The organism is Adlercreutzia sp. ZJ138, from assembly GCF_011038935.1.
Lineage (GTDB): Bacteria > Actinomycetota > Coriobacteriia > Coriobacteriales > Eggerthellaceae > ZJ141.
In genome coordinates this window covers 48,327-69,729 of the sequence record NZ_JAAKEA010000007.1, presented here as the reverse complement: position 1 = coordinate 69,729, position 21,403 = coordinate 48,327, and the positions used below count along the sequence as shown (strand labels likewise).

General features: G+C 55.7%; 17 protein-coding genes. 9 read left to right on the top strand and 8 right to left on the bottom strand.

The features are described 5' to 3' along the window. Nucleotides 1-108 precede the first annotated feature (108 nt). The 5 genes from G7Y43_RS04565 to G7Y43_RS04545 all read right to left on the bottom strand — a co-directional run bounded on the left by G7Y43_RS04565 (nt 109) and on the right by G7Y43_RS04545 (nt 6,420). Nucleotides 109-1,743 carry a class I SAM-dependent methyltransferase gene (locus G7Y43_RS04565; RefSeq protein ID WP_165044555.1) on the bottom strand — a complete coding sequence of 545 codons (1,635 nt, stop codon included), beginning with the start codon at nt 1,741-1,743 and terminating at the stop codon, nt 109-111. Next, nucleotides 1,740-4,748 (bottom strand): DNA methyltransferase, encoded by a 3,009-nt coding sequence (locus G7Y43_RS04560; RefSeq protein ID WP_165044553.1) that lies wholly within the window; start codon nt 4,746-4,748, stop codon nt 1,740-1,742. The genes G7Y43_RS04565 and G7Y43_RS04560 overlap by 4 nt, the downstream gene beginning before the upstream one ends. Before the next feature lie 91 nt (nt 4,749-4,839). Beyond that, nucleotides 4,840-5,043, bottom strand: a complete 204-nt coding sequence (locus G7Y43_RS04555; RefSeq protein WP_165044551.1) for a hypothetical protein — start codon at nt 5,041-5,043, stop codon at nt 4,840-4,842. Between the two features lie 277 nt (nt 5,044-5,320). Next, nucleotides 5,321-5,488, bottom strand: a complete 168-nt coding sequence (locus G7Y43_RS10770; protein WP_370514638.1) for a hypothetical protein — start codon at nt 5,486-5,488, stop codon at nt 5,321-5,323. Between the two features lie 41 nt (nt 5,489-5,529). Next, nucleotides 5,530-6,420 carry a methyltransferase domain-containing protein gene (locus G7Y43_RS04545; RefSeq protein WP_165044547.1) on the bottom strand — a complete coding sequence of 297 codons (891 nt, stop codon included), beginning with the start codon at nt 6,418-6,420 and terminating at the stop codon, nt 5,530-5,532. 225 nt (nt 6,421-6,645) lie between these two features. Here G7Y43_RS04545 and G7Y43_RS04540 point away from each other — a divergent pair, with 225 nt between their 5' ends. Next, on the top strand, nt 6,646-8,703 hold the full coding sequence (locus G7Y43_RS04540; RefSeq protein WP_165044545.1) for an elongator complex protein 3: 2,058 nt from the start codon (nt 6,646-6,648) through the stop codon (nt 8,701-8,703). Between the two features lie 84 nt (nt 8,704-8,787). Here the strand turns inward: G7Y43_RS04540 and G7Y43_RS04535 are convergent, their stop codons facing one another. Both G7Y43_RS04535 and fdhF read right to left on the bottom strand, forming a co-directional pair. Further along, nucleotides 8,788-9,642 (bottom strand): formate/nitrite transporter family protein, encoded by an 855-nt coding sequence (locus tag G7Y43_RS04535; RefSeq protein ID WP_241158159.1) that lies wholly within the window; start codon nt 9,640-9,642, stop codon nt 8,788-8,790. 33 nt (nt 9,643-9,675) lie between these two features. Next, on the bottom strand, nt 9,676-12,387 hold the full coding sequence (gene fdhF, locus G7Y43_RS04530) for a formate dehydrogenase subunit alpha (protein ID WP_165044543.1): 2,712 nt from the start codon (nt 12,385-12,387) through the stop codon (nt 9,676-9,678). A 553-nt stretch (nt 12,388-12,940) separates the two neighbouring features. On the opposite strand from fdhF, the gene hydE reads away from it, so the two are divergent. From hydE to G7Y43_RS04490, 8 genes are all read left to right on the top strand, one after another. Then, nucleotides 12,941-13,993: a [FeFe] hydrogenase H-cluster radical SAM maturase HydE gene (gene hydE / locus G7Y43_RS04525; RefSeq protein WP_165044541.1), complete on the top strand. Its 1,053-nt coding sequence runs from the start codon at nt 12,941-12,943 to the stop codon at nt 13,991-13,993. A 185-nt stretch (nt 13,994-14,178) separates the two neighbouring features. Further along, nucleotides 14,179-15,633 (top strand): [FeFe] hydrogenase H-cluster radical SAM maturase HydG, encoded by a 1,455-nt coding sequence (hydG, locus tag G7Y43_RS04520; RefSeq protein ID WP_165044539.1) that lies wholly within the window; start codon nt 14,179-14,181, stop codon nt 15,631-15,633. 149 nt (nt 15,634-15,782) lie between these two features. After that, nucleotides 15,783-17,003, top strand: a complete 1,221-nt coding sequence (gene hydF / locus G7Y43_RS04515; RefSeq protein ID WP_165044537.1) for a [FeFe] hydrogenase H-cluster maturation GTPase HydF — start codon at nt 15,783-15,785, stop codon at nt 17,001-17,003. Between the two features lie 265 nt (nt 17,004-17,268). Next, nucleotides 17,269-17,514, top strand: a complete 246-nt coding sequence (locus G7Y43_RS04510) for a TM1266 family iron-only hydrogenase system putative regulator (RefSeq protein ID WP_165044535.1) — start codon at nt 17,269-17,271, stop codon at nt 17,512-17,514. Nucleotides 17,515-17,716: 202 nt separating this feature from the next. After that, the gene (locus G7Y43_RS04505) at nt 17,717-18,427 is read left to right on the top strand and encodes a DUF3990 domain-containing protein (RefSeq protein ID WP_165044533.1); all 711 of its coding nucleotides are present in this window, start codon (nt 17,717-17,719) and stop codon (nt 18,425-18,427) included. Continuing rightward, a complete protein-coding gene (locus G7Y43_RS04500; RefSeq protein ID WP_165044531.1) occupies nt 18,411-19,091 on the top strand; it encodes a helix-turn-helix domain-containing protein in 681 nt (226 codons plus the stop codon). The genes G7Y43_RS04505 and G7Y43_RS04500 overlap by 17 nt, the downstream gene beginning before the upstream one ends. A 160-nt stretch (nt 19,092-19,251) precedes the next feature. Continuing rightward, nucleotides 19,252-19,449 carry a type II toxin-antitoxin system HicA family toxin gene (locus G7Y43_RS04495; protein ID WP_165044529.1) on the top strand — a complete coding sequence of 66 codons (198 nt, stop codon included), beginning with the start codon at nt 19,252-19,254 and terminating at the stop codon, nt 19,447-19,449. Between the two features lie 22 nt (nt 19,450-19,471). After that, complete coding sequence (locus G7Y43_RS04490; protein ID WP_165044527.1) at nt 19,472-19,873, top strand: type II toxin-antitoxin system HicB family antitoxin; 402 nt, start codon at nt 19,472-19,474, stop codon at nt 19,871-19,873. A gap of 61 nt (nt 19,874-19,934) precedes the next feature. Here G7Y43_RS04490 and G7Y43_RS04485 read toward each other — a convergent pair whose 3' ends face one another. Continuing rightward, on the bottom strand, nt 19,935-21,311 hold the full coding sequence (locus G7Y43_RS04485; RefSeq protein WP_165044525.1) for an ATP-binding protein: 1,377 nt from the start codon (nt 21,309-21,311) through the stop codon (nt 19,935-19,937). Nucleotides 21,312-21,403: the final 92 nt, after the last annotated feature.

Sequence of the window (21,403 nt, the reverse complement as noted above, 5' to 3'; positions counted from 1 at the left end):
TGCAATAAAGATGAATTCGAAGATATCGTGTTCCACAGTGGATTCAATGTAGTTCTCGGAGAAATCTTTGGACTATTTGTCCAGTTGATGTCATGATCACCTACCAAACTATCTCGTACTGCGTCCCAGACGTCTGGCCTGTAATGTCTGCCATATTCGCCGGCATCCTTTACACACCTCTTCGTCAAATCCCATATGATCGACTAGTACGGCCCTGTCTACGTAATCGAGCGCGGTCTCTATGTTCTCTCCTGTACGTATTACATCGTCCACTCTCTCTATCACGTCAGATTTCAAGGCGTCATCAATAGCGAGCTGCGCGGGATCCAGCACTCTGATGTTGCCGACCTCCTTGGGCAATATCTCAAGTACTCCACCTCCATAGCTCCTGCCACAAAGCTCGGTGAACGCAAACGCGATGCTGTTGTAATATGCGATGACTGCCAATTCTGGATCGACGCCGCCTTCGAATTTCATTCTGTGCATTGTGTCCGTCGAAATAGCGTTGCATCGGTTGAGCACAAACTTCGGATAGAGGTTGTTCCTTCTAAGGAAGAAGGCGTCAGGTATCCAAATTGAAGGGACGGCATACCAATAACCACGAATGGAGCACTTGTAGCCCTTATCCTCCCCGCGCTCTTCGCCTTCATCGATATAGGCCCGCTGCACCTTTGTCATCTTTGCGTATTGACCGTCTTCGAGTACGAGCAACCTGGCCCTTTTGCCTTGGCTTCGATTTCGCTCCCAGTCGTCGTTTGTGAAGAATACGCCTGACGCATGAGAACTCCTGCCTATGAGGGGGAGAGTAAAATCGTCTAACTCGTATGCCGCTGATGTCTCGTCGGTCAAAGAGAAAAATGAATTGTTGCCAGTCGTTACGCCGACGTTGATGATAGCAATGTCGGAAAACGACACAAGGCGTTCATCCTTGTAGAGACTATTAAGTACCTTCGCGTCGCATGCATTTATGAAGTATCTCGTCCATTTCTCGTCGAAAGATACGAAAGGCTGAAATTCGACTTCATCAAAGGATCGCCCCATAAGGTCTTCTACTCTATCTGCCTCGATTACGCGGATGGAGCTTTGGTCAGCTCCCTTCTTGCCAATGAAGACAACGATTTCCTGTTCGATATCGCTAAACACGAGTTTCGTGAATGCAAGTAGGGTGATGTTGCTGTAGTGGCGTGCTAAGAACCTCCGAAGGTCTTCCGCATAGACTACTTGCAGGATATCGGCTGGGATTACGAATGAGAGCGTCCCTCCCTCGGCAAGAAGGTCGGTGCATGCGACCATGAAGCCAACCCATGCGTTTACTAGCTTATTTGCTCTCATTCCCTGCCGGTTTAGTATGTCCGCGAGCAGCGTGCGTTGCTCAGGCTCAAGGTATTGATAGCGAATGTAGGGTGGATTGCCAACGATGAGGTCATAACTACCAGGCTTGGCCTCCTCATAGAACTCAAAGAAGTCACGATGCTGGTAGTTCACAGTTGCTTCGCCGCATTGAATACTCTGAGCCTTAAGTAAGGCTTCTTCGTCTATCTCGATCGCATCCACCAAAGCGTCGTTACGAAGGTCTATGCACTCGCCAAGCGCCTCGATGAAGACGCCGTCTCCACAACTTGGTTCCAGGATGGCTTTGGCGTCGCTAACGCCTGAGAGTCCCACCATTACCTCGGCTAGACTCTTAGGCGTATAGTAGGCGCCCCGCAGCTTCTTATCAGTGTTATGTTCCTTCAACCTCATGCGAAATCCTTCAATGCATAGACGCCATCTATCAATTTGCTGATGCGCCTGATAGCTACCTCTTTCTCCCTGTTCAAAATGATTTCCTTCCGATGTGATGGGGTATTGAGCAGGTCTTCGTTGATTTTCTGGATGCGCTTCGAGAGGCTCGTAACCTCATCATGGAGCGCCTTGTGCTTCGGATTACCGAAGTCAAGTTCGATGAACGGCAAGGTCTCCTGGAGTGAGGTGCCACGAGATTTGAAGCCGCCCTCGAAATCGCTTCCAATCATCTCAAATATCTTCTCGGTGTTCCCATTTGTCAGCCACGCCTGCATATACTCGAGCGAGTACGGGCTGCCAGCCTTGATCCTGGCGGCACAATAGCCTGCGGTGCCGCCAGCCGCAATTATCCAAAAATTACGGTCAATGTAGTAGAGGGGTTCCCTGCTCAGCACCCCGATAATTATCTTCTCCCTGCCATTGAAGGTTGTGAGGTGCTGTGTGCGTCCGTACTTGTACCAGTTCTGTTCGGTTGCATCGGGCACGTCTCTCGTCCCGTTTCCAGTAAGCTGCTTAGGCCAAAGCTCGTCCTTCCGGCTAAGCAGGTAGCGCCATGCACCCGAGTAGTCCCGTTCCATTTTCTCGATGGGTATCAGCTGGCCGTCCCTGTCATAGGGGAAGATAATCCACTTGTCGCAAGTCAAGGCGCTGTAAGAGTTGAATCCATGCTCTTGTGTTGGCTTGAAGAAAGGGCGAAGTATAGCGCGCTCTATTACCCATTCGCTTCCGTTGCGCGAGAAGGTGATGCTGGCGCCGTCTTGCGAAACAATCTCGCTGTGAAGGAACCAGTATGTCTTCTTCCTTTCGGCGCTGGTCTGTATGCCGTTGAAGAACTCGACGTGCTCAGTTATGGGGACAGCAACCGTCTCCAACGCCTTTAGCTGCTTGAGAAACTGGATATCGGTGGAAAGCTTCCAGGGCTTATCACCAAGCGTGCTGCTGTCGAGCGCTACGGATCTCTCTTCGCTTTCAAGCCACAAGTCGCTCGGCATGGTGACTGACGAATAGGTGAATTGCGGGTGATCACATTTTTGCAAGCAGACGATTGAGCTGTAGATAGTCTTGTCCTCGAATAGCTGCGCGTCGCCGAAGTCGTCAAGCGATGTGAGGTAATGCCCGACGGAGATGACCTTGCGTAGCATCTTGCCAGAGGCGATCTTGAAAAACTTGTTCGGGACTATGAAGCAAGCATAACCACCTTCGACAAGGCGGTTGAGCGCCCTCTCGATGAAGAGGAAGTACTTATCGAATTGGCGGTAGGAGGACGCATACGCACTCTTGTAAGCCCGGAACTCGGCATCAGGCAGAAAATTGTGGAGGTCTTCCGTCTTCACGTACGGCGGGTTACCGACGATGGCGTGGAATGGCCTGCCATCGTTGATGAGCGCCCAGTCGAGTGGAACTATGCTTTCAAGGTCGTGGTTGTTCGCGTTAGCCTCCCTGGCCTCATCGGGCGTAACCAGGGCATTGCCGACCACAATGTTGTCGTCGAGGTTGGGCAGTATGGGTTGGACTGACTCAACAGTTGGCGCGGTCTCCTCCTCGATGAGCTTAATCAGGAGTGAGAACTTTGCAATTTCAACCGCGTGCGCGTCAATGTCTATACCGTAGAGACACGATGCGAGGATTTCCTTTTTCATTTCGAGAGGCAGCTTGTATCTTCCGCCCTCAATAGGAATGAGCTTCTCGCGGGCGTTCTCATACATCCAGTCGAGACATCGGTCCATCAGAAACTGGAACGCCTCGAGCAAGAAGATGCCCGATCCACACGATATGTCGGCGCAGCGCAGCTCCGTGATCTGGTCGGGCGTCTTGCCTTCGCATAGGGGACGCAAGGTGCAATCGACGATATAGCGAGCAATTTCAACTGGGGTCGCAACGACCGACCGGTCCTTGTATTCGCGTTTTCGGGCAAGGCTGGGCGTGCCGTCATTTGATACGACAATATGCTCGGAAAGGAACATCTCATAAATCTGGCCGAATATGTTCGAGTCGATGATATCGAAGAGGTAGGGACTCTGCGGATAGTAGAGAGCTTTGACGATCTCAATAACAACCTTGCCATCGATATAGCTGATTGCGGAAGTCTGAGAGAACATTCCTGAATTGTAGCGCCTGTCGGCTGCACGGAGTAGCTCCATCATCGATGTTTCGACATCATCCTCGTTTAATTCGCAAAGCTTATGGTAAATAGGAAGATTCTTGTCCTCGCAGATTCGCAGGAAGACGATCTGATTGATGAAGTCCTGAACGGCGTCGTTCAGTCGCTCTTCATCGTGAAACAGGCTGTTGGCCGAAATAAGCGACTGCGCAATCATCAGCCTCCACTCGTTGATTTGGTCTAGAAAGACGTTGTCAACTCGTTCTTTGCCGCTCCCAGAACGAGGGAATTCCTTTGCTGTAAGCTCGTAGTAATATCCATCGTACACGCTTTTCCGCGACAACAGCGCATATATCTCGTCAAAGTGATCGACATACTCACAATGGTTGTATCGCCTGTATCTGGCCGTATTGGGTCCGTCGCCTACCTTGGGCATTACGCAGGTGTCGAAGATAACGAGGTCTTCGAAGTTTGTAAGTACAGATATGCTGTGACCAGCATTCCATCCATACTTGCGTGCCTGTAGGGCGGGTTCCTCGTCATGAATGATGTTAACGCTTGGCTTTTTGGCTTCGACAAAGAAGCAAGGTTGCCCGCTAACGGTCATGGTGTAGTCAGGCCGCTCACTTTCGGAGGAATAGTTTTCTGCAATTACCTCACGGTACTGAGGTGCGATGCCTTTAACGTTCCCAACGTCCCAACCGAGGATCCTGAGGAACTCGTTAATGAAATCGTCGCGGCACGAGTGCTCGTTGTAGTTCTTGGAAGGGCTTGTGTAATAATCTGCGTGCGCATCATAACGTGCAACAAGTTCAGCAAGTTCTAATACGCTTTCCGCACATGGCGATGGCTTATCTGACATCAAACTCACCTCCCTGCGTTTCGCTTGCTAGAGGGCACACAATAACATGTAAATTGGCCAATAATTCGTGACGGAAGTAACCAGTCATGTGTTAGTCCTTCTTGGTCAGCTTCTCGATGAGGCACTGCTTCACGAGCGAGGTGAAGGTGAGCCCGTTGAGCGTGGCGTACTCCTTGGCGGAGTCGCGCATCGTGCGCGGAAGCCGGAACGTAACCGTAACCAGCTCGGAATCGGTGAGATAAGCTTGCATCTCTGGGGTCGAGGCACCCGATTTGACGAGATCCTTGTAGCTCATAAGAATCCTTACCGAGTAAAGCAAACGTAATTACATAACGCAACGCATTCTAACAGTCCGCAACGGTTCAGAGCTGAGCGCACGGCTAAGAAGAGCGCGAAAGGAAGAGAAGAAATGAGTTCCATATGCCCTCAGAATTCAAACAGTGAATAATTCAAGCAGACACACTTTTTGAGCCATAACCCGAATTCTCGCCCCATAAACAACTAGAGCCAGTCCCAGTAGGACCGGCCCTTACAAAACCTCGAAGGTTTTTGCGTCTGCAAGTATAGTGGCATCAAAGCCCCGCCGCGTCAAGCACCTTCGCAACCAACCCAAGATGGGAAGCTAGGGGGTTCTGCATCCCGTAGCGTTTCACGCAGTGCAGGTAGAACGTGAGCATCGTCCCGAAAGGGATCACCTCAAGGAGCACCCACACGGGCATCTTGTTGCGGTAGTGGTCTATCAGTGTGCCGGTGTACTCGTCATCGTGGCATCGCCGCGAAACTACCGCGCGATGCGACGCAGCACCAGATATTCGTTCAGGTTGCCCGTGCGGCCATCGGCGAAAAAGCGCGTTTCCACCTGCGCGCAGTCGGACACCTCGCGCACCAGCTCGTCTACGTCGCGCGAAGTGAAGTTGTGGCAGTAGCGGTATGCAGCACGCTCGTGCTGCCACCCTAAAATGAAATCGCCCTCGTCAAGGTCATCGGGTGCAAGGCCTAGGTCGGCGAGCGCACGCTCATGCGACAGCAGCGCTTTTTCGCGAAGGCGGTCATCACGCAGAAAGCCCCAGAACGACACGATAACGTATCCACCTGGACGCACGCTTTGCACCAGCTCGCGCAGCAGACGCACGCGAAGGTGCGCCGTGGGCACATGGTGCATGAACCCAAACGCCACCGCAACATCAAAGAGGGGAGTGGAATTGTGAACAGCAAGGCTGCAAATTACGGAATCACGAGAAGCGGGGCTACAGGTAACGAGATCACGGGTAGTGCACCCCGTGCGCAGTACGCCGATGACATCGAGCTCGCAAAATCGCACGTCAAATGGCACCGTGCCAGCAGCCTCGCCAGGGTCATCCACGTGTGCGATGGCGAACTCGCCCGCAAGCGGTGCACAACTGTCAACCGCACACACATCAAAGGACACCTGCGGCACCTGCTCGCGCAGAAACGCTTCGAAACGTAAGTTTCCACACGCCACATCAAGCAAGCGACACCGACACTGCAATGCGCCCTGACTCGCCACGTTCTGCGCCGCGTTCTGTACGTAAGGCAGGCAGTGTTCCCATCCGGGCCATGAGGTGCGCCTCGTTTCGGAAAACGACTTCGCCTGCGCGGCGTAAAACCGCTCGTTCAGCGCAACCAGCGTGTCAATTGTCGCTTCATTCATGCGCCCCACCTGCCTTTCGCCTTCGCCACTTCAAAGCGGACGCGCCATTCCGCACACCGCCCTACCACACGCATTACTCGCCCGCACACCACCCTGCCACGCTCATTTCGCGAACTACACGCACTGCACCCCACGTGCCTTTCGCCATAGATGCGCAAGTAAGGCAAGCCACATAATCACGCCACGCGCTCCGTTTTCTCATTCTAGTATAGAATTCCCCTTGCTATGGAATCGCTTCTCTTGGACATACTTGCTCGCCTGAACGCTGACGAACAGCTCGACGCCAAACGGCTCGAAGCGCTCGTGCGCTCACACAGCGGACGGGCAGACGCCGAACACACCCGCTATTCAAAGAAGATGATTCTCCCCTTCTACCTGAACGTAAAGGCAAACGACCCTGCCCGGTGGCAGCGCTGGCAGATAAGCACTGAAACCGAACGGCAGTTGTTTGAGCTGCTGCGAATGAAACCGCGCCGCACGGCGTCGGGCGTGGCCACCATCACCGTAATCACGAAACCGTGGAAATGCGGCAGCAACTGTCTGTACTGCCCAAACGACCTGCGCATGCCGAAAAGCTACCTATCGGAAGAGCCCGCCTGCCAACGCGCAGAGCGTGTGTGTTTCGACCCGTACCTGCAAGTGGTATCACGTCTGCAAGCGCTCATGCACATGGGACACGTCACCGACAAGGTTGAGCTTATTGTGCTTGGCGGCACCTGGAGCGACTACCCGCACGCATACCAAATTTGGTTTGCAACCGAGCTCTTCCGCGCCCTGAACGACTGCGGTGCGCACGAAGCAACGCAGCCAGATGACATCGCGCGCTTTTGTATCGCCGAGGTCGCCCAACAGCACGCCGGGATGCGCCGCGCGTTCTACCGCGCCTGCGGCGTGCCAACCGAAAAGGACGACGCACGCGCTTTTGTGGCCGAGGCACAAGCGCAGGTGAATGCGGGTAAACTCACCTACAACCAGGCCGCCGAGCAACTCTACGAGCACGGCGAAGCATGGAGAAATGTCGCGCGCATGCAAGTGTCCACGCTCGATGACCTGAAGATGCAGCAACGGAAAAACGAAGCCGCGCGCCACCGCGCCGTTGGCTTCGTCATCGAAACGCGGCCCGACACCATTACCCCCGATAGCCTTTTCCTTATCCGACAGATCGGCTGCACGAAGATTCAAATGGGCATCCAAAGCCTTGATGCACGCATTTTGAAAGCAAACCGGCGCGGCATCGGCCCCGAGCGCATCGCCCGCGCATTCGAGCTCGCTCGTCTGTATGGTTTCAAGCTGCACGCGCACTTTATGGTAAACCTGGTGGGTGCCACGCCCGACGCCGACAAGCGCGACTACCTCAAACTCGTAAGCGATACCGCCTACTTGCCCGACGAGGTAAAGCTCTACCCGTGCGCCCTGGTGGCAGGCACGGGGCTGTGCGAGCACTACGAGCGGGGCACGTGGCGCCCCTACACCGAAGACGAGCTTGTCGACGTGCTGGCAGCCGACATGCTGGCTACGCCTGCCTACCTGCGTATCTCTCGCATGATTCGCGATATTTCGGCAGGCGACATCGTGGCGGGTAACAAGAAAACGAACCTTCGACAGCTTGTCGAACAGCACATCGAGCAACAAGCCGAAGAAAACGCCGCACGTCTCCTATCTGCGAGCACGGCGCGGGAAGAAGCACTTTCGGGCACCACACAGGAAGAAACACTCGCGGACGTCGCGCAGGAAGAAACACCTGCAGACGCTACTCACAAAGAAGCATTCGCAGACACCACACGCAAAGAAGCGCTTTCCGTTCGCGCTCCCCTGCGCGAGATCCGCTACCGCGAACTGGGCTCGAGTGTGGCCGATGCGTCCGATCTTACACTCGACGTTATTGCGTTTGACACCTCGGTTACCTCAGAGCGGTTTTTGCAGTGGGTCACACCTGAAAACCGGATCGCAGGGTTTTTGCGGCTGTCGCTTCCCCACCAACACGTGGTGCGCGAACGCGCCACCGACCTGGCAATAGGCCCACATGAAGCCATGATCCGCGAGGTGCACGTGTATGGCAAGGTGGCCGGCATCGGCGGGCCGGGACAAAATGCACAGCATTTGGGGCTTGGTCGCACACTCATCGAACGTGCTTGCGCCATCGCCCGCGAGCACGGCTACACCACCATAAACGTGATCAGTGCCGTAGGAACCCGCGAATACTACCGCCACCTTGGCTTCCACGACAACGAAAACGGGCTCTACCAGCAACGTCTCCTGGTAGAGCCCGACAGCGCCCACTGACAACTCCCGCTAACAGCGCGAAGCACAGCAGATTGGCAGTATGGGGCTTAAGCGCAACCCTGCCCTCGAGCTCAATAGCGCCCGCTACGCCTTCTGACGCCCGTAGGCAGCCCAGTACAGAAGCCCAATGAGTACCGCACCGCCCACGATGTTACCCAGCGTAACAGCCGAGATGTTGCTCAGCAGCCCCATCATGGTAAGCGCCGACACGTCAGCCGCACCACTGTACGCAAACCCACTTGCTTGCGTGATCATTCCCATGGGAATAAGGAACATATTGGCGACACAGTGCTCAAACCCGCAGGCCACAAACGCAAAGATGGGAAAGATCGACGTAAACATCTTGTCCACAACGGTGCGTCCCGCAAAGCCCATCCACACAGCAGCGCACACAAGCGCGTTACACATGATGCCGCGGAAAAACGCTACACCCCACGGCAGCGCTGCCTTGCCAGCGGCAACTGATATCATCGCATCGCCCACGCCGCCGCCGTTCATGCCGGCAAAGTTCGCAAACAGCAAGATAACTACCACCAAAAGCGAACCAACGAGGTTTCCCACATACACGATGCCCCAGTTTTTCAGCATCGCGCCCCACGACACCTTCTTGTCAGCCACGGCGGCAACCATCAGGTTGTTTCCGGTGAAGAGCTCAGCCCCAGCAATGATCACGCACACCAGGCCCACCGAGAACACAAAGCCGCCCAGAAGCTGCGATGCGGCAAATCCCAGCTCGGCATCGCCTTTCACCAGCAGCATAAACGTGCCGCCAAACGCGATGAACACGCCTGCCAGCACCGAAAGCGCAAAGCAGCGCAGCGGTGCCGAGCCAGCCGTGCTGGCCTTGCCCACCGCAATGCCCTGAGCCTTCTGAAGCAGAGCAGCCCCCGACACACAGTCGGGCTTGGCCGCCAACACATCCTCTTTCTCGATCGTCATATTCCTCGCTCCTTCCCGTAGCGATTCTTTAGGTTAAGCCTTCTCCACCGACACGGCGCACACCTTGTATTCGGGTGCCTTCGCAACACCATCCAGCGCAGCATTGGTGAGCCAGTTCGAATTTCCGTCCTGGAAATGGAACGGCATCCACGTTTCTCCCTCATTCGTCTTGCCGCTCACTCGTGCGGTCGATTCAATGCTCCCGCGGCGGCTCGACACCTTCACGCGATCGCCGTCGGCAATACCTAAACGCGCGGCATCCGCATCGTTGATTTCGATAAACGACTCGCTGGCGATCTCGTTTAAACCTGCGGTTTTATCAGTCAAAGCACAGGCGTTGTACTGGTACAGAATGCGACCCGTCGACAACATCAGTGGGAACTCATCGTCGGGCAGCTCAACCGACGGACGGTATTCGGCCAGCGAGTAGCCACCCTTGCCGCGTGCGAATCCACCTACATGCAGAATGGGCGTGCCCGGATGATCGGGCGCGGTGCATGGCCACTGCAAGCCCCGGCCAGCAATCTCGGCGCTGTCAAGACGCGCATGACTGATACCCGCAAAGCTGGGCGTAAGGCTGGCGATCTCGTCCATAATCTGCGCAGCGGTCAAATGAGGTTGCTCATACCCCATCAAGTTCATAATGTCGATGAAGATGTCGGTATCAAGCCTCGTGTCGCCCGACACCTCCACCGCCTTACGCACGCGCTGCACACGCCGCTCGGTGTTGGAGAACGTGCCTTCCTTTTCCGCATAAGAACGGCCCGGAAGCACCACATCGGCGTACTTCGCCGTTTCGGTCATGAAGAGGTCGTCCACCACCAAGAACTCGAGCGATGAGAGCGCTTTGATAACGTGATGCGTGTCGGGGTCGGTGCGAACCGGGTCTTCACCGCAGATAAACAGGCCGCGAATCTCGCCTTTAATCATTTTGGGGAAACACTCGGTTGCCTTGGTGCCCACCTTAGGGTTAAGAGAAATTCCCCACGCTTGCTCGAACTTGCGCAGCACATCGGGGTTTTCCACCTTCTGATACCCCGTGAAATCGGTAGGCAGCGCGCCCATGTCGCACGCGCCCTGCACGTTGTTCTGACCGCGAATGGGGTTCACGCCGCAACCGGCGCGTCCAATTTTGCCACATACCATGGCGATGTTCGACAAGCTCATAACGCCATCGGTACCCGTGGAATGCTCAGTCACGCCCAAGCAGTACAGAATGGGCGCACGGTCGGCCTGCCCATACAGCAGCGCTGCGGCGATCAGGTCGTCTTCTGGAATGCGGCAGATCTCGGCCACGCGCGCAGGTGTGTAGCTAGCCACCATAGCGGCCAGCGCGTCAAAGCCCTCGGTGTAGCGGTCGATGAAATCACGGTCGATAAGCCCATGCTCTATCAGGATATGCACCATGCCATTCGCAAACGCCACGTTGGTGCCGGGACGCAGCTTCAAATGGATGTCGGCGCGGGCAGCCAGCCCAATGTCGCGCGGGTCGACCACGATGAGCTTCGTTCCGCGCTCAACGGCAGCGCGTATCTGCATGCCAAACACCGGATGAGCTTCTTCGGGGTTTGTTCCCACTAGCATAATTACGTCGGAATTACGCGTGACGTCGTAGATCGGATTCGTCATAGCTCCCGAGCCAAGTGTCGTTGCCAGACCGGCAACCGTGGGAGCGTGTCAAACACGTGCGCAGTTGTCGACGTTGTTCGTCCCGAACGCACAACGCGCCATCTTCTGCAGCATGTACACGTCTTCGTTCGTCGATCGCGAGCAAGCGAACGCGGCGAGCGCATCAGGCCCTGCCTGCTGCTTGATGCGCGTGAAGTTGCTTGCCACGTAGCGCAGCGCCTCATCCCACGACGCTTCCTCAAATTCGCCGGTTTGCTTGTTCTTGATGAGCGGCGTACGCAAACGTTCGGGGCTGTGAACGAAGTCGAAGCTGGCCGAACGGCCTTTCACGCACAGCATCGAATGGTTCGACGGACCGGCTACTCCCTCGGTGTCAACGATGCGGTTATCCTTCACCACCAAGTTCAGCTGACATCCCACAGCGCAATGCGGGCACGTGGTTTGAACCTTTCGCGTTTCCCATTCACGATAGCTGGCACGACGCTTTTCAGTGATGGCCCCTGTGGGGCACGCCTGAGCGCAGTTGCCGCAGTTTTCGCAGTCGGTCGCGCGCCAATTCTCGCCGAACGGTGCCTCAATCGCTGTTCGCACACCCCGCTTGCTAGTATGTAGCGTGTGGTTGCGCGCCGCCCGGTTGCATGCCCCCACGCACCGCTGGCACGCGATGCACAAGTTTGGATCGAACCGCAGAAACGGGTTGCTGTCGAGCACGGCCTTTCGCGGCTGAGCCACGTAGTACGGCGATTCAACGACCCCCTGCTCACGACAGACCGTTTGCAGCTCGCACGCGCCATTCTTCACGCAGCTAAAGCAATAGTTCGTGGAATCAAGACCATGACGTGCAAGTATCAGCTCGAGCGCTGTCTTCCGCGACGATCGGACGCGCTCGGAATCCGTTGTCACAACCATGCCTTCGGCAACAGGCGTGTTGCACGCCGTTACTAGTTCGCTTCGTCCCTCAACTTCAATTGCGCAAACACGACACGACCCGATGTTACTTACATGCTTTAGGTAACACAGCGTGGGAATACTCACGCCAGCCTGGCGTGCAGCTCCCAAAATGGTCGTGCCCTCCCTCACGCTTATCGCACGGCCATCAATGGTCACATTCAGCATCTTTACCTCACCCCATTTCTCGCTCGCTTCGCCTTCGCCGCTTTTGAAACGCGCTACTTACGCACCGTTCACGACAAAGGCTTACCGCGATAAATATTCACATCTGTCGTGTTTCGCAGGCGTTTCAACTATGGTCAAGTTCGGTCAAACGCCGCTTTGTTGTTTTGAGCGGCGCGGCGAAAAGAAACGGGAAAGAGACAGGGGGAAAGCCGGGGGGAACCGAAAAGAAGGCGGGGAAGGAGGCATGAAGAAGGCGACGAACCACCCGCTCGCCACACCGCGCCACCCGCCCGGCGCATCGCATCCGTTGCGCCACCCGCCCGCCACACCGCGCCACCCGCCTGCTGAAACAATTCGGTGATGCGACCCATGTATACTTATGTGCATGCAAGCGACACCACAGCAGGGGCACACCCTTTCTGAGGTGCCGCGCGCGATACGCACCTGATATGAAGGCGAGTCGTCAAAGCGGGCTCCATTTTGCAGGAAAGGCCTTTAAGCCCCCTTCGAAGAGACTCTTGGCAACTCGTGCTGAAGGAAAGGTCGGACTACTATGAGCAGCACACGCTACCTTGTGGACAAGCTCGCCGAAGAGCGACGCCTGTCCGTCGAGCAGTACGAGCAGATCATCCTCAACCGCTCACCCGAGCTTGCCGCTCATGCACGCGAGCTGGCCTGCGCGCAACGCAAAGCCGCATACGGCACCAGCGTGTTCATACGCGGACTCATTGAGGTGAGCAACTACTGCAAAAATGACTGCTACTATTGCGGCATCCGCAAAAGCAATGCTTCATGCAGCAGGTACCGCCTAAGCGCCGATGACATCTTCGACTGCGCACAAACGGCCTACGATCTGGGGTGCCGCACGTTCGTGTTGCAAGGGGGCGAAGACCCCTGGTTTACCGACCAGCGGGTTGCAGAAATTATCGGCCAGCTGAAGCACCGCTACCCCGATTGCGCCATCACGCTTTCCTTAGGCGAGCGGAGCTTTGAGAGCTACCACGCGCTGCGGCAGGCCGGTGCCGACCGCTACCTGTTGCGACACGAAACAGCTTCGGCACGCCACTACCAAATGCTGCACCCAGCCGATCTGGCGCTGCAAAATCGCCTGCGCTGCTTGTCCGACCTGCGCGACCTTGGGTTTGCCGTGGGTAGCGGGTTTATGGTAGGAACGCCCGGGCAAACAGCCTACGAGCTTGCATGCGACCTAAAGCTCATCGAAGAGTTACAGCCCGCTATGTGCGGCATCGGCCCGTTCGTGCCGCACCACGCAACCCCCTTCGCAAACGAGCCGCAAGGGTCAGCCGAGCTCACCTGCTTTCTGCTGTCGCTTCTGCGCATCATGCGACCCAGCCTGCTTTTGCCCTCCACCACCGCCTTGAATTCCATTCAGACGGCTGGCATGGAGCAAGGCATTTTGGCCGGCGCGAACGTGATCATGCCGAACTTGTCGCCGTTTTCGTGTCGCAGCAAGTACGAAATTTACGACAACAAGGTTTTCGGCATCGAAGACGCCGCCGCGCAGTTGGAAAGCCTGCGGAAGCGCATCCGCGCAATTGGCTACGAAATTGTCACCGACCGGGGTGACCCCCAAGCCCCTGCGTAGTGCGCACGGCACGCGACCGAGCACACCGCACAACGCTACGAACCCGGCACGCGGGTACGTAGCACGCACGGCACGCAGACGCGCAACACGAACCGAAACTACACGCCTGCCACGCAAGCAAACCGAAACGGACCGAACCGCCACCAAACCACCGCCGAGCGGTGCCAACGAGAAAGAAGGACCTCATGACTACCTGCACGTATGACCCGAAATCGCCTCACGCCGACGAATTCATCAATCATCAGGAAATTCTCGACACGCTTGAGTACGCACAACAGCACAAAAACGATCTCGAGCTCATCGAGCGCATTCTGGAGAAAGCCCGCCCGAACCTGCATCCCGCGCGCGACCACTGCTCGGTTATCACCCACCGCGAAGCCGCAGTGCTTATGGCCTGCGACGACCCAAAGGTCAACGCCGCCATCAAGCAGCTCGCGCACGACATTAAGCTGGCCTACTACGGCAACCGCATCGTGCTGTTCGCGCCGCTGTACCTGTCGAACTACTGCGTGAACGGCTGCTTGTACTGCCCGTATCACGCCAAGAACAAGCAAATTCCCCGCCGCAAGCTCACGCAGGACGAAATCCGCGCCGAAGTTATAGCGCTGCAGGATATGGGACACAAGCGCTTGGCTATCGAAGCGGGTGAAGACCCGAAGAACAACCCGCTTGACTACATTCTGGAAAGCATGGAAACCATCTATTCCATCAAGCACCGTAACGGCGCCATCCGCCGCGTGAACGTGAACATCGCCGCAACCACGGTTGACGACTACCGTCGGCTCAAAGAGGCCGAAATTGGCACCTACATTCTCTTCCAAGAAACCTACAACCGCGAAAACTACGAGCGACTTCATCCCACAGGCCCCAAGCACAACTACGCGTGGCACACCGAAGCCATGGACCGCGCCATGGAAGGCGGCATCGACGACGTAGGATTAGGCGTGCTGTTCGGCCTGGACAACTACTTGTACGAGTTCGTCGGCCTACTCATGCACGCCGAACACCTGGAAGCCGTTCATGGCGTGGGTCCGCACACCATCAGCGTGCCGCGCTTGAAGCCTGCAAGTGACATCAACCCCGACGACTTCGATAACGGCGTGCCCGACGACATGTTCGAGAAAATTATCGCGTGCATCCGCGTTGCCGTGCCCTACACAGGCATGATCATTTCCACCCGCGAAAGCGAAGTCGTGCGCGAACGCGCGCTGCGTTACGGCATATCGCAGATATCGGGTGGCAGCCGCACAAGCGTAGGTGGCTATACCGAAGAAGCCCGCCCGCACGACACCGAGCAGTTTGACGTGTCGGACCAGCGCACCTTAGATGACGTGATCAGCTGGCTTATTTCGTGTGACCACATACCCAGCTTCTGCACGGCATGCTACCGCGCGGGGCGCACCGGCGACCGCTTCATGAGCTTCTGCAAAAGCGGCGAAATACTGAACTACTGCCATCCCAACGCGCTCATGACGCTGCAAGAGTATCTGACCGACTACGCCACACCCGAAACCAAACGGGCAGGTGAAGCCATTATCGAGCGTGAGCTTGATAAGATCACGAACGAGAAGACCCGCAGCATTTGTGAGGCCCGCATTCGAGACATTAAGGAAACCTCGCTGCGCGACTTCCGCTTCTAGCGCAGCGTGCACTACGGGCGCGCATGTTGCTGCTCGTGACGCGCCCACCACGTACACCCACACCGCAGCGGCGCCCACCGCGTGCGCCTGCCACGCGCACGCGCCGTACCGCCCCACACCCGTCCCGCGACCAAGCAAGGAGGCCTGCAATGGGACTGAACGATACCCCCGCGAGCGAGCGAGCGACCATTGGCTTTTTCGGCATCTGCAACGCCGGCAAGTCGAGCGTCGTTAACGCCGTCACCTCGCAAGACCTATCCATCGTGTCAGGCACACCTGGCACCACCACCGACCCAGTGCGCAAGACCATGGAGCTTTTGCCTTTAGGGCCCGTGGTGATTGTTGACGCCCCTGGCATCGACGACGCGGGCGAGCTTGGCCAACTGCGTGTGCGCAAGGCGAAGCAAGCGCTTGCCACATGCGATATTGCCGTGCTGGTAATCGACACCGCGCGCGGCGAGGAAGCAGCCGATCGCGAGTTGGCACAAGCCGTGCGCGAGCGCGGCATTCCGCTCGTGCGAGCATGGAACAAGGCTGATTTGCTGTCACCAAGCGAGCGGCAGCGCATGCAACGCCGCGAAGGCGACGTGCTCGTAAGCGCCGTCACAGGCGAAGGCATCAACGAGCTGAAAGAAACGATAGCTCGCAGCGCCCGCACAAGGGAGAAGCAGAAGCGCCTGATTGCCGACCTTATTCAGGAAGGTGATACGGTGGTGCTGGTTGTGCCTATTGACTCGTCGGCGCCGAAGGGCCGGATTATTCTTCCCCAGCAAATGGTGCTGCGCGACGTGCTTGACTCACACACCCAGGCGCTCGTGTGCCAACCCTCGCAGCTGGCAGGTGCGCTTACGTCGCTTCGCCAACCGCCGCGCCTTGTGGTTACCGATTCGCAAGCGTTTGAGCAGGTGGCACGCATTGTTCCGGACGATGTGCCACTCACGTCGTTTTCCATCCTCATGGCACGCTACCGGGGCGACCTGTCGTCGTTTACAGATGGCGCGCGCGCACTTGCCGGGCTGCGCGACGGCGACCGCGTGCTCGTATCGGAAGCGTGCACGCACCACCGCCAGTGCGAAGACATTGGAACAGTGAAGATACCGCGCATGATTCGGGAATGTACTGGAAGCAACCCGACGTTTGAGTTCACATCGGGTGCGCATTTCCCCGATTCGCTTGCCGGCGTATCACTTGTCGTTCACTGCGGCGGCTGCATGATCAGCGACGCACAGATGAAGGCACGCACCGATGCGGCACGAAGCGAAGGCGTGCCGCTTATCAACTACGGCATGGCGCTCGCGTACATGACCGGCGTGCTGAAGCGGAGCTTACAACCGCTCCCTGAAGCAGAAACGCTGCTCGCGGACTTGTAAGGGAAACGGCAGCAGGCGTGACACAGCGAGACGCGGCAGCGGGCACGGCGGCACGGCAGGCAACGGCACGGCGTGCGCCAAAGGGTTACGCGACCCGATACACGGCGGCAGCAGGTTACCCTTCGTGTCTTGCTGCCGCAGCCTTTCTTGACACTTTGTCACCCTGCTCCGTCACCCAACCGGCGACGAAGCTAATCCGTCGCCCCCGGCGGGGCGGCGACACGATACAATAAGGCAAGTGGAACCGAAGCCAAAGGAGGCTGCCATGGACACCAGGGTTGCTGCAATATCGATCATCGTCAAGAACACCGAGTCGGTCAACCAGCTCAACGAGCTGCTGCATGAGTACCGCGACTACATTATTGGCCGCATGGGCATTCCCTACCGCGAACACAACATGAACGTGATCATGATCGCCCTTGACGCGCCGCACGACGTTATTTCGGCACTGTCGGGCAAAATCGGCGCACTCGACGGCGTCACCTCAAAAAGCGTGTGCTCCGCACTCTAACGCTTTAACGACCTAACATCCTAACGGTCTAACGCTCCAACAATCCAAGCTCGTAAAAACGCCCCTGTCACCCGCGCAGGGGCGTTCTTGTGTGCTCTTGTGCCCCTTGATTCCAGCTGACTCCCCTTAATTCCCCTTAATTCCAGTTTGCTTCCCTTCTGGTATACTATAACTCTACAGAGTCATAGTGTTTGGAGGGTTCATGAGTGCGCTACTTCTCTATCACGGTTCCACAAGCGCGGTGCGTCATCCTTGTATAGAGCGGTGCCGCCCTCATAATGATTATGGTCGAGGCTTCTATTGCACTCCCACCGCGGAAATGGCCAAAGAATGGGCTTGTCAAAAAGGAACCAATGGGTTCGTCAGCTGCTATGAGCTGCCCTTGAGCGGACTTACGATTGTTGACTTAAACAAACCAGAATTCACCCTTCTAAACTGGCTCGAAGTGCTGCTGGATAATCGCTTGGTGCGACTCAGCACACCTACCATGCAGCGGGGTGCCCAATGGCTGAAAGCAAACTTCGCTGTTGATCTTTCCACTGCCGATGTAGTAACCGGCTACCGTGCAGACGATTCCTACTTTGGCTTCGCCCGCGCCTTTCTGCGAAACGAAATCACCTTCGGTCAATTATCAGCCGCCATGCGCTTAGGTCAGCTGGGCACACAGTACATGATGAAGAGCGAACGTGCCTTCGCCGCCTTACGATATATAGGCTGCGAACCAGCAGAAGCTTCAATCTACTGGCCTTTGCAGGTAGAGCGCGAAAACAAGGCACGTGCCGATTTCGCGACAATGCTCGAAGAAGCACCCCGGGGCTCCGCCGCGTTCTCTACCGAGTCCGACACAGATAGTCTTTACATCAGTGATCTTATGCGCCTGAACTGGGAGGATACTTATGCCCGCCTACGCTGAAAGCTACCTTATGGACGCAATGGAAAACCTCGGCGAAATGGCTGATTGTGCCGCGGCAGCCCCGAATGTCAGTCTGGCCGAATTCTGGCATGTTTTCGTGTCAAGCACCGTCGCGCGCGAAATCGCCAAGGGATCACCCTTTACCATTGTGGGGAAATCGGGGCTTGAGTTGGCAAACGAAGTCTGCGAGCAGGGAGGCCTCGCCTTTCCCGATGACCCGAACACCCTTTCGGTCAGTGACAGCTTCAACCTTTCGCCCTCGTATTGGTGCGGCTGGATTCTTGCTTTCTATCAATGGAGCACAAGCCTTACCTTTGCGGAAATTAATCGTCACCTTCCCATTAGCACCGTGTTCAACATGTACAGAACATATCATGAGCAATCCGAAGACCGTTTCCGAGAAGCAGCCGATGAAATTATCGCCGCCAGCAGTTACCCGCAGGGGCTGAAACGCCAGCGCACCCTTATGGGGCTTTCCCAATCGCAACTGGCACAACGCTCTGGCGTGGGAATTCGCGCAATACAGCAATATGAACAGGGCTCGAAAGACATCTCGCGGGCGTCGTTTGACAACGTGCGGAAACTCGCCAAAGCGCTGCATTGCCAACCACAAGACCTCATGCCGCCAGCACGTCGATTCGAATACGGAGTAGTGGCACTGTAAAAAGCTTCAATGAAACTGAACTTACAACAGGATTACGACCCCCTTTGCAGCTTAGCCGTAGCGGGGAATACCTTGAAGGTACGACAATAACAAATATTCTTCTATGTGTTATATACACTTGTTATTCTATTCGTTATACTGATTTGCAGGAGAGATAGGGTTGAAAAGCTATTCGTCACGAGAGATCATCGCACAGCTCAAGGCTGATGGGTGGTACGAGGTCGCAGTAGTTGGAAGCCACCACCAATTTAAACATCCGACAAAACACGGACGAGTCGCAGTGAAGCATCCAACAAAAGACATACCACCAAAGACGCTAAAGAGCATCGAGACGCAGTCGGGGCTGCGATTCGAGTAACCCTCCCTCGAAAGGATCATACATGAAAAAAGCCGACCGGTACTTCTATCCAGCAATTTTTACTTACGAACAGGGGCAGGAAATCGCGGTAGAGTTCCCTGATTTAGGAGTAGCAACAAGCGGTGTAGATGACAATGACGCGCTGCTATCCGCACGCGAACTTTTGGGCTGTGTACTGTTCGGATTAGAAGAAGACGGAGAAGAAATACCAGTTCCCACACCTTTAAGCCAATTAACCGTCGAATCGAATGAGCGCACCGTACTCATTGACGCATATATGCCCTCAGTGCGGCAGGCCCTATCGTCTCGAGCAGTGAACCGCACCGTAACGCTTCCCGCATGGCTGAATGCTTTGGCTGTCGAACATGGTGTCAATTTCTCGCAGACCTTACAAACAGCCTTGCGCCAACAGCTGCGTGTGTAGCAGACCCCCGAAATGGTTGCGATTACAACCATAAGGGAAAGGGTTTTACTTTGTCGAGCGTTTAACCGAGCTTGGGTAGCGTGATGGTAAACGAATCTTCAGTGTCGACACCTTTTCTCAATCCAAGCGCTTCGGGAAGGCAAAGGGCTGCATACCACGGCAGATACACCACCTTGTCACGAACCTCTACATTAAGACGCGAGAACACAAAACCACGCTTGATATCGTAATCATCCGTAGCCAGCAACTTATTCAGTGCTTCGTGAGCCCGGGGAGAACGGCCAGACTTGATTTCAATAGGAACTACTTCCCCACGGGCACCCTCAACAAGGAAATCAACTTCGCCGCGCTTGCGATTCATGTAATAGTACAGAGAGCAACCACACGATACGAGCGCTTGAGCAAAAACGTTTTCAAACATAAAGCCCAGGTTAACCGTACGATCATCAGTGTAGAGTGCGCGTGCAACTGAAATGTCGTAACGACTTGCCAGCATGCCCGTATCCGACTCGTACAGTTTAAAGTTGCCTGAATCCTCCGTTGCCTTAAGCGGGCTTTTCGGATTGCGTACCACATTACACTTAAGCCCAACATGAGCTGATACAAGCCAATTGAAATCGAGACTAAGCTTGTCGTAGCGGGCCTTAGAATCCAATGAATTCAAGCGGAAACGCTGAGATTTCGCATCAAGCTGCACGGGAAGCTGCTCAAAAATAGCGCGCACATTCGGAGCTGCGTTTTTCGCGTATTTTGTAATATCGTGAACGTAAGACACGACAAGCTCGCTTTGCACCGTTCTCACCGACCGCATGTTGCCACCGTCATCCACAAACGCCTGCACAGCTGCAGGCATGCCGCCCACCACCATGTACGTGCGAAAGTAGCTAAGGAGCGATTCGTGCAGGTAGTCGGGCACAGGCGTAAGCGCAGCGCAGCACTCGCCTACCACACCCAACACATCTGGCTTCAGGCCGTTTGCCCAGCAGAACTCTTCGAAATCCATGGGGTACATGGTTACTTCCGTTACGAATCCCACCGGATATGAACACACATGCCGCAACTCGGTACCAAGCATCGAACCAGAAAACGCATAGCAGAAGCGACCGTCCTGAACGAGTGCCTTTACCAAGGTCATAAGATCGGGAAGCTCTTGAATCTCATCTATAAATACCAACGTTTTGCCTGCAATGAGTTCGGCATCCGAAAGCAACGACAACCGCACAATAAAATCTTCAACACTCGAAACATCCGAGAGAACACGCTTCGCATCTTTATTGAGAACAAGATTGACTTCCGCAACAGACTGAAATCGCTGCCGACCGAGATGTTCGATCAAGTAGCTCTTGCCGATTTGCCGCGCACCAGTAACAAGGAGAGCCGTCTGACCCAGCCTGTCTGCCCAACGCTCAAGCTGATTGTAGGCTTTCCTTTGAAACACGTTGCTACCTCGTCAATCTAGAAGAGTATTTGCAGGTATCAGGAAGTGTGCAATTTTGCTAATCTTTACTGCTGGATATTTTACAATTTTGC